This is a genomic window from Neptunomonas sp. XY-337 (assembly GCF_004959845.1).
Lineage (GTDB): Bacteria > Pseudomonadota > Gammaproteobacteria > Pseudomonadales > Balneatricaceae > Neptunomonas > Neptunomonas marina.
This window is the reverse complement of sequence record NZ_SPLL01000004.1, coordinates 218,249-231,706: the sequence shown is the minus strand read 5'-3', so window position 1 is coordinate 231,706 and position 13,458 is coordinate 218,249. Positions and strand designations below refer to the sequence as shown.

13 protein-coding genes are annotated in these 13,458 nt (G+C 52.8%); 2 read left to right on the top strand and 11 right to left on the bottom strand.

The genetic code is table 11. The annotated features are described in order from the left end of the window. Positions 1-4: 4 nt before the first annotated feature. Positions 5-2,074, bottom strand: coding sequence for an ATP-dependent DNA helicase RecG (recG, locus tag E4L36_RS11065; protein WP_136680661.1), 2,070 nt, complete (start codon positions 2,072-2,074; stop codon positions 5-7). A 15-nt stretch (positions 2,075-2,089) separates the two neighbouring features. Continuing rightward, positions 2,090-2,992 (bottom strand): hydrogen peroxide-inducible genes activator, encoded by a 903-nt coding sequence (locus E4L36_RS11060; protein ID WP_136680660.1) that lies wholly within the window; start codon positions 2,990-2,992, stop codon positions 2,090-2,092. 47 nt (positions 2,993-3,039) lie between these two features. On the opposite strand from E4L36_RS11060, the gene E4L36_RS11055 reads away from it, so the two are divergent. Beyond that, positions 3,040-3,876, top strand: coding sequence for an SDR family oxidoreductase (locus E4L36_RS11055; RefSeq protein ID WP_136680659.1), 837 nt, complete (start codon positions 3,040-3,042; stop codon positions 3,874-3,876). 49 nt (positions 3,877-3,925) lie between these two features. On the opposite strand, the gene E4L36_RS11050 is transcribed toward E4L36_RS11055, so the two are convergent. From E4L36_RS11050 to E4L36_RS11010, 9 genes are all read right to left on the bottom strand, one after another. After that, the gene (locus E4L36_RS11050) at positions 3,926-4,651 is read right to left on the bottom strand and encodes an ABC transporter permease (protein ID WP_136680658.1); all 726 of its coding nucleotides are present in this window, start codon (positions 4,649-4,651) and stop codon (positions 3,926-3,928) included. Continuing rightward, entirely contained in the window at positions 4,648-5,340 is a 693-nt protein-coding gene (locus E4L36_RS11045; RefSeq protein WP_136680657.1) for an ABC transporter permease, read from the bottom strand. Before E4L36_RS11045 ends, E4L36_RS11050 begins: the two co-directional genes overlap by 4 nt. A 110-nt stretch (positions 5,341-5,450) precedes the next feature. After that, complete coding sequence (locus E4L36_RS11040) at positions 5,451-6,215, bottom strand: ABC transporter substrate-binding protein (protein ID WP_136680656.1); 765 nt, start codon at positions 6,213-6,215, stop codon at positions 5,451-5,453. A 50-nt stretch (positions 6,216-6,265) separates the two neighbouring features. Beyond that, a complete protein-coding gene (locus E4L36_RS11035) occupies positions 6,266-7,039 on the bottom strand; it encodes an ATP-binding cassette domain-containing protein (RefSeq protein WP_136680655.1) in 774 nt (257 codons plus the stop codon). A gap of 252 nt (positions 7,040-7,291) precedes the next feature. Next, a complete protein-coding gene (ppk1, locus tag E4L36_RS11030) occupies positions 7,292-9,490 on the bottom strand; it encodes a polyphosphate kinase 1 (protein WP_240770713.1) in 2,199 nt (732 codons plus the stop codon). A 30-nt stretch (positions 9,491-9,520) separates the two neighbouring features. Beyond that, complete coding sequence (gene hemB, locus E4L36_RS11025; protein WP_136680654.1) at positions 9,521-10,531, bottom strand: porphobilinogen synthase; 1,011 nt, start codon at positions 10,529-10,531, stop codon at positions 9,521-9,523. 148 nt (positions 10,532-10,679) lie between these two features. Next, complete coding sequence (locus E4L36_RS11020; RefSeq protein WP_136680653.1) at positions 10,680-11,243, bottom strand: biotin transporter BioY; 564 nt, start codon at positions 11,241-11,243, stop codon at positions 10,680-10,682. A gap of 21 nt (positions 11,244-11,264) precedes the next feature. Then, positions 11,265-11,879, bottom strand: coding sequence for an energy-coupling factor transporter transmembrane protein EcfT (locus E4L36_RS11015; protein ID WP_136680652.1), 615 nt, complete (start codon positions 11,877-11,879; stop codon positions 11,265-11,267). Continuing rightward, a complete protein-coding gene (locus tag E4L36_RS11010) occupies positions 11,876-12,652 on the bottom strand; it encodes an ABC transporter ATP-binding protein (RefSeq protein WP_136680651.1) in 777 nt (258 codons plus the stop codon). The genes E4L36_RS11015 and E4L36_RS11010 overlap by 4 nt, the downstream gene beginning before the upstream one ends. Before the next feature lie 148 nt (positions 12,653-12,800). Between E4L36_RS11010 and elbB the strand changes: the two genes are divergently transcribed. Next, on the top strand, positions 12,801-13,454 hold the full coding sequence (gene elbB, locus E4L36_RS11005; protein WP_136680650.1) for an isoprenoid biosynthesis glyoxalase ElbB: 654 nt from the start codon (positions 12,801-12,803) through the stop codon (positions 13,452-13,454). The last annotated feature ends 4 nt before the right edge of the window (positions 13,455-13,458 follow it).

The window sequence follows — 13,458 nt, the reverse complement described above, 5'->3', positions numbered from 1 at the left end:
CTGGTTAAACGTGGCCGTACTCTTCACCCTGTGCTAACCAGCGACGAGTAATCGCGCTGGTGAGAGTTGGCTCTTGGGTTAGTTGGGTGGCGGCATCTCGCACGGCATCTAAAAGATCAGAGTCGCGCTGAAGGTCGGCGATACGAAACTGCATATCGCCGGTTTGGCGTGTGCCGAGCACCTCACCGGGGCCGCGCAGCTCTAGATCTTTCTCGGCGATCCGGAAACCATCGGTGGTTTGGCGCATCACTGCTAAACGCTCTTTACCCTGTTTGGAAAGGGGCGCATGGTACATCAGAACGCAGTGGCTCGCGACCGACCCTCGCCCGACGCGGCCGCGCAACTGGTGGAGCTGCGATAAACCGAGCCGCTCTGGATTTTCGATGATCATCACGCTGGCGTTGGGTACATCCACACCCACTTCGATAACGGTGGTTGCAACCAAGAGATCAAGCTCAGCTTGTTTGAAGCGCTGCATCACCTCGGCTTTTTCCGCAGCTTTCATACGGCCATGAACCAAACCAATGCGTAACTCCGCAAGCTGCTCTTTCAGCTGTTCGGCGGTGACTTCTGCTGCTTGGCATTGCAGCGCCTCGGACTCTTCAATTAAGGTGCAGACCCAGTACACCTGCTTACCCTCTTGGCAAGCGGCGCGCACGCGGCTGATCACTTGGTCGCGGCGCGAGTCATCAATCACCACTGTATTAACCGGGGTGCGTCCCGGTGGCAGCTCATCGATGATGGAGCAATCCAGATCCGCATAGGCGCTCATGGTCAGTGTGCGTGGGATCGGCGTGGCGGTCATGATCAGCTGGTGCGGCGTTTGAATGCCATCACGGCCTTTTTCGCGCAGACTCAAGCGCTGATGAACGCCGAAGCGGTGTTGCTCATCGATAATGGCAAGCCCTAGGTTGTAAAAACGCACCTCATCCTGAAAGAGTGCATGGGTACCAACCACCACCTGTGCGCTACCATCTGCGATGCTCGTGAGCTGTTGCTCACGGCGTTTGCCCTTGAGCTTACCCACGAGCCACGCCACCTGAATACCCAGCGTCTCCAGCCACGCCTGAAAGTTGTTGAAGTGCTGCTCAGCCAAGATTTCGGTGGGTGCCATGATCGCAGCTTGAAAACCGTTCTCCACCGCTTGCAGGGCCGCCAGTGCAGCAATCATCGTTTTACCTGAGCCAACATCGCCCTGAATCAAGCGTAGCATGGGGCGCGGTTGGGCAAGGTCTACTGCCACCTCTTGGCAAACACGTTGTTGAGCGTTAGTGAGCGAAAAGGGCAATTGGGCAAGAAAGGGCTGCGAGAAGTGACCCGTGGCCGCCATGGCAGGGGCTCCATCTTGTTGGATCTGCTGGCGCAGTTTCAGCAACGTTAAATGATGTGCTAGCAGCTCTTCAAAGGCGAGGCGGCGCTGCGCAGGGTGTCGGCCTGCCAACAGTAGATGCTGGTCGGCATCCACCGGGGGTGTGTGCAGGTAGCGCAGTGCGGCTTTTAACTCAGGCAGTTTCCAGTAGCTACGCACACTGGCGGGCAGGAGTTCCTCGATATGGCCGGTATCTAGCCAGCTGAGTGCTTGCTCCATAAGTTTGCGCAGTTTGTTTTGCTGCAAGCCCTCGGTCATCGGGTAGACGGGCGTTAGGTGTGTATCGGTGGGCTGTAGTCCATCGTTGCCGCTGGCGCGATACTCAGGGTGCACCATCTCGAGTCCGTTGGGGCCTGGGCGTGCTTCGCCAAAGCAGCGCACCCGCTTGCCAGGTGCCAGACCGTTTTTTTGTGCGGCGCTAAAGTGAAAAAAGCGCAGTGTTAATGTCCCTGTGCCATCTTGAATACGACACAGTAGTGCGCGGCGGCGTCCCATCTGAATATCACTGATGCGTACTTCGCCCTCCACGACCACTTCATCGCCGGGCTGCAATGAGCCTATGGGTACGATGCGCGTGCGGTCTTGATAGCGTAGTGGCAGGTGGAACAGCAGGTCTTGAATCTGCGTAATGCCCAAGCGCTCCAGTTTAAGCGCCATCGCTGCACCCACCCCTTTGAGCTGGGTGATATCGTTTGCCGATGCCATGATCTTACGGTGTCCTTAGTGGGGCGTCACGTTGCACAAGCTGACGGCGTTGATCAGCACATCGATCGCCTGTGGACGTGGGAAGCTTGCACGCCATGCCACGGCCACGGTGCGGGTGGGCTGCGGCTGCTTGAACGGCTTGGTGATGACCAGATCAGACTGGTAGTGCCCATCGGTCGCAGAGATCGGTAATACACTTGCGCCAAGGCCTGTGGCCACCATCATGCGGATCGTTTCTAGCGAGCTGCCTTCGGTCACGCGATGCTGCTGCTGAATCGCTTGTGTGAGCGTTGGGCAGGACTCAAGCACTTGATCGCGGAAACAGTGGCCCTCGCCGAGTAATAGTAATTCGGTGCTGCTGAGGCTGGCTGCATCGATCTGGCGCTGATCTTTCCACGGGTGCTGCTTGGGCAGCAGCATCACGAAAGGCTCGTCATACAGAGGCCGAGTGACGACATCAGGTTCCTCGAAGGGTAGGGCGATGATAATCGCGTCTAGCTCCCCTTGGCGCAGCTTTTCACGTAGGCGGGCGGTAAAGTTCTCTTCGATATAGAGCGGCATATTGGGCGCTAGTTGGCGTACCTGAGGTACCAAGTGTGGAAACAGGTAGGGGCCGATGGTGTAGATGGCACCGACCCGCAGCGGTGCCAGCAGTTGGTCTTTACCGTTTTGCGCCACATCTTTTATAGCATCCGCTTGTTGCAGCACCTTTTGTGCTTGCTCCACTACTTGAGCGCCGACATCTGTTAAGTGCACGGAGTTCTTAGTCCGCTCAAACAGCGCCACGCCCAACTCCTCCTCCAGCTTTTTAACGGCAATCGAGAGCGTGGGTTGGCTGACAAAGCACTGCTCAGCGGCACGTCCAAAGTGCTGCTCTTTTGCTAGCGTCACGATGTAGCGCAGCTCAGTAAGTGTCATAGTCGGTCCTCTGTTATGATGCAGCTGCAAACCAAAAGGAGAACGAGATGCCGCAACGTGTTTTGATTGCTGGATGTGGTGATGTTGGCAGCGCTCTAGGTGTGTTGCTGGCCGAACAAGGGCTAACGGTTTGGGGGATACGCCGTGATATCACCAAACTACCGGCCGCTATCCAAGGGATATCAGCCGACCTTGGTGATAAAGATACACTATCAAACCTGCCTGAGATAGATGTTTTGATCTATTGTGCCGCCGCATCTGGCCGCACTGAAGAGGCCTACCAACGTGCGTATGTTGATGGCGTTAAACACGTGGTTGCAGCACTGCCTAAGCCGCCCAAAACGCTGCTCTTTACATCCAGTACGAGCGTTTACGGCCAAGCCGACAGTACAACGGTTGATGAGCAGTCTCCCGCTGAACCGCGCACGGCGACCGGCAAAATTATGCGTACAGCTGAGCAACAGGTTCAGGCGCTAGGCGGCACTGCGGTGCGCTTTAGCGGTATCTATGGTCCTGGCCGTGGTTTCCTGCTTGAGCGGGTGAAGCAGGGCATCTCTGCCCCTCTGGAGCCCGTGAGCTTTACTAACCGTATCCACCGCGATGACTGCGCGGGTGTTTTAGCGCATCTAGTGAAGTTGGCGGCTCAAGGGGAGCGGTTAGCGCCCGTTTATCTTGCCTCTGACGATCAACCTGCACCCCTTGCTGAGGTGATGGACTGGTTAGCGGCTGAGTTAAACGTGACGATTAAAGAGCGTTCGATGAGCCGCGGTACGGGGAGTAAGCGCTGTAATAACGCCTTTTTGAAAGCGAGCGGTTATCAGTTTATCTATCCAAGCTACCGCGAAGGCTATCGCGCGCTATTAGCCGCTGCGCTCTCTGCTTAATGCTTTGGAGCCTTATAATAAAAAACCGCTCAATAGAGCGGCTTTTTATTTACTGCTTTTCAACACCGAGTGGGTCGATAGGCGGTTTGTAATACTGGTAGCGGTTAAAGTGACTTTCCATCATGCGGAACAGCCCGATAACCACAGCCGCCATCACGAGGTAGATAACACCGGCGGCGGTAAATAGCTCCACTGGCGTGTAGGTTCTCGATTGGATGGTGCGCGCCATACCGGTGAGATCAAGCAGGGTGATGGTGGATGCCAGCGCACTACTTTTCAGCATCAGTACCACTTCATTGCCGTAGCCTGGTAGAGCAATACCAAAGGCACGTGGCAACACGATGCGGCGAGTTTTCTTAAACCAACTCATACCGAACGCGTCAGCGGCTTCCAACTCTCCGCGAGGTATCGCCTGAATCGCACCGCGGAAAAGCTCGGCGCTATAGGCTGCGGTATTGAGTGAAAACGCGATAATGGCGCACCAATATGGCTCTTTTAAGATCGGCCACAGGCTCGACTCTCGGATCGCCTCGAATTGCGAAGCACCGTAATAGATCAAGAAGATCTGAATCAGCAGTGGCGTGCCGCGGAAGAAGTAGATAAAGCAAAATGGCAGCGTGCTGATCAAACGGTTAGGCGAGACGCGGGCCAGTGCGGTAGGTACAGCAAGCGCCACCCCGATAAAACCTGAGATCAGCACCAGCTCTAGTGTTAGTAATGCACCATCAAGGAGTTTTGGATAATACTTGATGATTACTTCCCAATCCCAGCTCATCCTTTGTACCTCGCTTGTGGGTTGCTCAAACGCTCAAACCAGTGTGTTGTACCTGTGGCTATGGCCGTAAGAATCAAGTAGATACAGGCTGCGGCTAGGTAGAAGGTGAACGGCTCTTTTGTGGCTGCGACCGCTGTAGAGGCTTGGCGGATAATATCCTGAAGACCCACAACCGACACCAGCGCCGTGTCTTTGAGTAGCACTTGGAACAGGTTGCCAAGGCCCGGCAGTGCAACACGCCAAACCTGCGGTAAGATGATGCGGAAAAAGGTTTTTGAGGGCGTCATTCCCATCGCTTGCGCAGATTCCCATTGTCCTTTAGGGATCGATAGAATCGCCATGCGGAACACTTCGGTTGCATAGGCACCGAAAGCGATAGATAGCGCAGTGACACCGGCCATAAATGGGTTGATTTCGATATACTCGTCATACCCAAACCAACTGGCGATTGCCATAACGACCGCTGAGCCACCAAAGTAGATCGCAAATACGATCAGTAGCTCTGGAATACCACGCACCAGCGTTGTATAAGCGGTGCCGATACCACGCAAAATTTTGTAGTCAGATAGCTTTGCCGCTGCGCCCAATAGGCCAAACATCAAGCCAACAATAAGACTGACAACAGCCAGTTTTACTGTGACCCATGTGCCGGCTAGCAAAAGATGCCCGAAACCATGAAGATCAATCACGTTAAAATACTCATGCGTGGAAAAGTGGGAGAATCCACTTGTGTTTACGGTACGCTAAGCACCGTAAATGATGCTTAGCGTATGTGTTGCTTTGCGTTACGCGTAACGGCTTAGTAGATCGAGAATGGGAAGTACTTAGCGTTGATTTTCGCGTATGTACCGTCTTGTACAATCGCTTTCAGCGCCTTGTTGAACTTCTCTTTCAGCTCGTTATCGCCTTTACGGATGCCGATACCAATTTTATCGACCGTCGCTGTTTTGATTTCATCGCCTTTGAACTCGTAGCTTTTACCGGCGTCTGTACGCATCCAGTCGTATGCTGGGAATTTGTCAGATACCAAACCATCGAGACGGCCTGATGCAAGATCAAGATAAGCGTTGTCTTGGGTGTCGTATAGCTTCACATCAACGATATCGCCCAGCTCATCTTCCAAGTACTGACCCGCGATAGTGGCACGCTGTGCACCCAGCGTTTTGCCCTTCAAAGAGGCTTTGTCTGTTTGCAGATCAGCGCCTTTTGCTGCAACGAATGCGAGTGCGTTGGTGTAGTAAGGGTCGGTGAAGTCGATCGCGCGTAGACGTTCTTCAGTGATCGACATAGATGCGATGATAGCGTCGAACTTTTTACCACGCAGCGCGGGAATCATACCGTCCCAATCCTGCTCGACGATTGTGCAGTCGGCTTTCATGGCAACGCACAACGCTTTCGCGATCTCTACGTCAAAGCCGATCAGCTCGCCCTGTTCGTTTTTCATATTGAAAGGTGCGTATGCGCCTTCTGTTGCGATGCGAATTTTATCGCCTGCCAGTGCTTGTGTGCCTACCAGTGCGGTTGCTGCCAGCGTTGCCGCTGCGATAATTTTACGTACACTCATCAGGTTTCTCTCTATATTGTGAAATTATTATGTCTATAGATGGATTGAGATCATACGTGGCTCGACATGAAGTCGCGTACACGTTGTGATTTCGGATTATCGAATACCTGTTCTGGCGGGCCTATTTCTTCAATTTGCCCTTGATGCAGGAAAACGACCTGGCTTGAAACTTCGCGGGCAAACCGCATCTCGTGAGTCACGATCAGCATGGTACGCCCCTCTTCTGCCAGTTCTCGCATTACGCTCAGCACCTCATTTACTAGCTCAGGATCCAGCGCCGACGTTGGTTCGTCGAATAGCAAGACTTGTGGATCCATCGCCAGTGCCCGCGCGATGGCGATGCGTTGCTGCTGACCACCGGAAAGGTTTCCGGGATAGGCATCTTTCTTCTCATACAGCCCTACTTTCTTCAACAAGGTCTCAGCACGATTAACGGCTTGTTCTCGGGAGTGGCCCAAGACCTGCATCGGCGCTTCGATAATGTTGTTAAGAATAGTTTTGTGAGGCCATAAGTTAAAGTTTTGGAATACAAAGCCAATACGTGAGCGCATTGACTCGAGTTGTTTACGGTTGGCTGCGTCTAGTTCGTCGTTTTTGCCAGGTTTTAGCAAAAGCTCCTCACCGCTGATCACAACGCGGCCGCTGGCCGGTTTTTCCAAAAGGTTGATGCAGCGTAACAATGTGCTCTTTCCTGAACCGCTCGAGCCCAGAATCGAGATGACGTCCCCGTCTTTCGCCTGAAGGGAAACACCTTTCAGAACTTCTAGATTTCCATATGACTTGTGAATGTCGACCAGTTCTAGCGCGATCGAGGAATCGGACATAGTGTTTTCCATTATTGGGCGAATGAGATAAGCCTTTAGTACAGGACTAAAGGCTAATGATACGCCAACTTTTTTCTTATATGAAATTCTTGACCACAGAGTCTACTCTGTTGATGGTCTGGTCGTCATCATGTCAAAACAGATAAAAAGTGGTCAAATGGGCGCGTCGCTGGAGTAGATGTTTTCTAAAGAGCAGGTCGCTATAACTGAAAATGGGCATCGAAAGATGCCCGTTTTGGTCGATTTTGCTGCTTAAGTCGCAAAATCTTGTAGTAATTGTTGTTGTGCACTGAAAGGTTCTGCACCCTCTTCGGGTAGATTCAGGGTATAGCGGCCATCTGCCTGCAGCTCCCAGCTTTGCGTGTTGTCTTGCAGGTAGTAATCCAGCTCGCGTTTGACGCGATCAGCCAGTTTACCGGTGAGCGGGAAGCCGGTTTCAACACGGTTGAGCATGTTGCGCTCCATCCAGTCGGCGCTCGCACAGAACACTTCATGCTTGCCGTTGTTACCGAAATAGTACACACGCGTGTGTTCTAAGAAGCGGCCGATCACCGAGCGTACGGTGATGTTTTCTGATATACCTTTTAGGCCCGGACGTAGGCGGCACATGCCACGGATAATCAGCTCAATTTTTACCCCAGCCTGTGATGCCTCATACAGTGCACGAATCATTTTTGGCTCAGTGAGGCCGTTGACCTTCACAATGATGTGCCCCGGCTTACCAGACTTCGCGAGTTTCGCTTCGTGCTGAATGAGCTCGATCATTTTTGCGTGCAGTGTGAACGGCGCGTTATAGAGCTTTTTCAGGCGCTGGATTTTGCCCATGCCCGTGAGCTGCTGAAATACTTTGTGGACATCTTCGCCGATATCGTTATCAGCGGTCATGTAGCTGTAGTCGGTGTACAGGCGTGCTGTGCCTGAGTGGTAGTTCCCCGTGCCTAAGTGGCAGTACCGCACGAGTTTGTTCCCCTCTTGGCGTACCACTAACACGGCTTTTGCGTGGGTTTTGTAGCCTACAACCCCGTATACGACCAAGCAGCCTGCCTCTTGGAGACGGCTTGCAAGGTGCAGGTTGCTCTCTTCGTCAAAACGGGCGCGCAGTTCGATAACCACGGTCACCTCTTTACCGTTACGCGCAGCTTCAACCAGTGCATTAACGATGTCAGACTTGTCGCCGGTGCGGTAGAGCGTTTGCTTGATCGCTACCACATCTGGATCTTTTGCGGCTTGGCGAAGCAGATCAATAACCGGCGTGAAGGACTGAAACGGGTGCATCAACAACATGTCACCGGTTTTCAGTGCTTGAAACATGTCCTTCTCTTTCTCTTTTTTTATCTTGCCGGGTAACCCAGGCGAGAAAGGTGGCCAACGCAGGTCTTTACGCTCGATAAGATCTCTTACCGCCATCAGACGTGTGAGGTTGACAGGACCATCCACGCGATAGACTTGATCATCGGATAAGTTGCATTCGCGCATCAGAAAGTCGATCAACTCTTGTGGTGTGCGGTTATCCACCTCAAGGCGCACGGCATCGCCATATTTACGTGAGTGCAACTCGCCACGCAGTGTGCGTGCAAGATCGTCGACCTCTTCGTAGTCAAAGGTGAGGTCGGCGTTACGGGTAATACGGAACTGATAGCAGCCCTCTACCGTCATACCCGGGAATAACTCATCTGCAAACTCGTGGATGATCGATGAGAGGAAGATCAGGTTATCGCCCTCTTCGCAGAGTTCGTCTGGTAGGCGAATCAAGCGTGGTAGCGAGCGTGGCGCGGGGATAATCGCCATACCTGTTTCACGGCCAAAGGCGTCCTTACCCTCCAGTTCCACAATGAAGTTGAGGCTTTTATTGACCAGCCGTGGGAATGGGTGGGCCGGGTCTAACCCGATGGGGCTAATGACGGGGAGAATCTTCTCTTCGAAATAGGTGCGTATCCACGCTTTTTGCTCATCAGACCAATCACGGCGACGCAAGAAACGTATCCCTTGCGCGGCCATCTCAGGGAACATGATCTCATTTAAAATGCGGTACTGACGATCCACATTGGCGTGGCAAATTTCGGAGATCTTCTCCAATACTTTGCCCGGATACATGGCATCTGGGCCGACGGCCTCACGGCCATATTTCAATTGGCTGAGCTGATCGGCAACACGAATTTCAAAGAACTCATCCAAGTTACTGGAGAAGATCAGCAGGAACATCAGCCGTTCTAAAAGCGGATGGCGCTCATCAAGGGTTTGCTCCAACACGCGAACGTTGAACTGCAGGTGGCTCAGTTCGCGGTTGATGTAGAGCTCGGCGGCTTTGAGATCAACCGGTTCGACTTCGTCGGGATGGTCGACCGTCGGGAGTATCTCCCGGCTATCAACCAATGCTTGTGCGGCTTGATTTTGCATCTCTTCTGTCATCTGCTGTTCCTGCTCCGTCAGTGAATCCACCTGCCCTGTCATCTTCGTCTCCAGTAATGCTTGAGACCGATCCTACTCGTTTAGCAGTTGGGCAGCACGTTTCGCAAAGTAGGTCAGAATACCGTCGCAGCCGGCACGCTTGAATGCCAGCAATGATTCCATCATTACACTGCGTTCATCGAGCCAACCGTTCTGAAATGCTGCCATATGCATGGCGTACTCACCGCTTACCTGATAAGCAAAAGTCGGTACTTTAAATTCGTCTTTCACCCGACGCACGATGTCGAGATAGGGCATGCCTGGTTTAACCATGACCATATCTGCACCTTCAGCAAGATCGAGAGCCACTTCATGCAGCGCTTCGTTGCTGTTAGCCGGATCCATTTGATAATTAAACTTGTTACCTTTGCCTAGGTTTGCGGCGGAGCCTACGGCATCTCGGAACGGCCCGTAGTAGGCACTCGCGTATTTAGCAGCGTAGGACATAATCCGCGTATTGCAGTGGCCCTCTTCCTCTAAGATGTCGCGGATCGCGCCGATACGGCCGTCCATCATGTCGCTCGGTGCCACGACATCTGCGCCCGCTTCGGCGTGTGACAGCGCTTGCTTCATCAATGTCTCAACGGTGCGATCGTTCAGCACGTAACCTTGGTCATTCAAGATGCCATCTTGGCCATGAGTCGTGAACGGATCGAGCGCAACATCGGTGATGATCCCCATCTCTGGGCACGCTTCTTTAATCGCTTTCACGGCGCGCTGAGCTAACCCGTCTGGATTATAAGCTTCTTCGGCAAATTCAGACTTTGCGGTCAGCGGTGTAACCGGGAAGAGCGCCATCGCGGGTACGCCAAGCTGATCCAGTGCCTTCGCTTCCTTAACCAGTAGATCGATGCTCATTCTCTCAACACCCGGCATCGAAGCGACCTGCTCGGTTTGGTTCTCACCTTCGAGTACAAACACAGGGTAGATCAAATCGTTTGGCGTCAGCACATGCTCTTGCATCAAGCGGCGTGAAAAGCTATCAGCACGCATACGGCGCATACGGGTATCTGGGAAGTAGCGTTGGGAGTCGTTAAAAGCCACAGCGTTATCCTTTCAAAGGTAAGTGAATTGGACTCAAAAAATATGACAAAAATATGACGAATGCCGATTAGATAAGCAAACGCTTACTACATAGGACATTATCAGGCGTGTAAAAGTGGGGCAAATGGGGGGCTAAGCCCCCAGCGAGTTAACCAGCAGGATGCGAAGGTACAGAGCCTGGCTTAGCCCGGCTGATTGCGCGGGCCAGCAATGCAGCGATGAGCGCTTTGATCAGATCGCCCGGGATGAACACCAAAATCGCTTTTGCCGCCGCACCAAAGGTTAAGGAGGTCATCAAGGCCATACCCGGCACCCCGAAGAGGTAGAGCACTATAATGCCGCCGCAGACGGAAGCGATTAAAGCGGCAATAAACAGCTGATTTTGACGTAACTGCTGCATCAGCCACCCTGTCACGAATGCAGCCACAGGGAAACCAATCAAAAAGCCGACAGTGGGGCCTGCAAACACGCCGAGACCACCACGGCCACCGGCAAGCAGAGGTGCACCAAGCGCAACCACAAACAGGAACAACAGCACCGATAACGCGCCACGTACTGGACCCAACATAATACCTGCCAACATCAATCCAAGCGTTTGTGCAGTGATGGGCACACCACCTGCCAATGGGATGTTGAATTTCGGTAGCAAACCGAGTGCGGCGATAATGGCGGCATAGAGGGCGATTTGTACTAATGAACGATCTCTATTCATGGTGCGTCGTTTCCTTTTAAATTAAATGCGCTTATTGAGCCCGGCACTGCCGCCACGAGCGGCGAGGGCATCGGCTACATGCTCAGATAGGGTAATCCCTTGAATAATTAGCGGCACCAGTAGGCGCCACTTTTGTTTGCCGCCGCCGCGTGCGCGCCAAGCCTCATCGAGACTCTCCAGTACTTTGGCCAGTACAGGAGCAAAGCGGATCATCAGTGCAATTGCCAAGGCCAGTGAGCGCGGCTGAATACCAAACAGCTGCAACGGTTTAAAGCATGGTTGCAGGGTGTTGATCATATCACTCATTCGTGTGGTTAACGTAACCAGGTTTGCGATCAAAAACAGTGTGAGTAGCCGTCCCAGTGAAACGCTACCCTCGACGAGGGTGTCGGTGAAGTAGTGGATCACTAAAATCGCAAGCAGGAACGGAATCAGTGGCCGTGCGGCGCTGAGATGGCGCCAACCTTGCGGTGCCAGAGAGAGGTAAATCAGTATCGTACCCAGCAGCGCAGCTAGCATGATCCATGGGCTGGCTACCGTCAGCAGCGCAACACTTGAGAGCGCTAAGGCGATCAACTTAGCGCTGGTGGGCAAGCGATGTAGCCAGCTTTGTTGCTCCAAGTACAGACTAATCATGCCCGTTCCTGTGTTACCGCGTTGCGATAGACCTCGATTACATCGGCGGGTTGGCCATCGGCACGAATTTGGCCTGCATCTAGCCAGATGAGACGGTCAAACTGCTCGTACACACTGAAGTCGTGACTGATCAGCAAGAGGTGGCAATCGCTCTGCTCGAGCAGTGCCATCAGCTGTAGGCGTGTGGGTAGGTCCAGTGCAGAGAAAGGCTCATCCAAGACGAGCAGCTTAGGCTCCATAATCAGGATGGCGAGGATACACACTTTTTGCTTTTGCCCTTCGGATAGCTCACTCACCGGACGGTTTGCCCAGTCCTGCATCGAATACTGGGATAACAGATTGAGCGCTTTTTCGCGCGCAGTGTGTGGTGAATCTCCTAGCTGCTCGCAACCAAAGGCGAGCTCTTCAGCAACCGTTGGAAAAATGAGCTGGTGGTCTGGGTTTTGAAAAATAAAACCAACCAAAGAGGGTAGTACTTCCGGCTGCTGCTGGGTGTTGTAGCCAAATACCTCAACCTGCCCTTGATCGGGCAGCAGTAAGCCGTTTAGCAGACGAATGAGCGAGCTTTTACCTGAGCCGTTATTGCCGATCAAGCCTACTTTTTTCTCGTGCCAATGCAAACTTAGGCCTTTGAGCACGTCGTGTTGTCCACGGCGTAAATGCACACCTGAGAGCGTGATATGATCGCTCTGTTGTGTGGATGTAGGCGGTGTCTGTTGCCACGCTTTTGTGTGTTGGGTTTTCCTAAACCAAGCCACCGATCGCCCTTGCATCACTGTCCAAAAAGGGAGCTAAGTATAAAAGGCCGATAAGCGATTGGGAATCTTGCGAAAAGGCTATTAAAAACGGCACCTTAGTCGGTGGTGCTTTTACATCTGGAAAAAGTCTGTTTAGATCAACTAGAGGGAACAGGAGAGTCGAATGAAAAATATCGCGGTAATTTTATCAGGCTGTGGTGTGTTTGATGGTGCGGAGATCTATGAGTCAGTACTGACGCTATTACGTATTGAGCAGCAGGGAGCGAAGTATCACTGCATGGCACCGAATAAATTGCAGATGCATGTTATAGATCATCGAACGGGAGACGCTGTTGAGGGAGAATCTCGCAACGTTTTGACGGAAGCTGCGCGCATCGCCCGTGGCGAGATTATCGATCTTGCCCAAGCGAATCCTGATGATTACGACGCGCTCATTATTCCTGGCGGATTTGGCGCGGCAAAAAACCTCTCTGATTTTGCAGTAACAGGGGCCGACTGTGCGTTAGACCCTGAACTGATGCGATTTACACAAGCGATCCATCAGCAGGGTAAACCCGTCGGTATGATCTGTATTGCACCGGCGATGGCACCACGCCTGTTCGGTGAAGGGGTGGCATGTACGATTGGCTCTGACGAAGGTGCTGCAGGTGCCATTAATACCATGGGTGGCGCACATCAGACCTGTTCGGTGAGTGATATCGTGGTAGATGAACAGCGCAAACTGGTGACAACCCCTGCCTACATGCTGGCTGGGTCGATCACAGAAGCGGCCAGTGGAATCAATAAGTTAGTCGATAAAGTACTCGCGATGAGCTAAACGC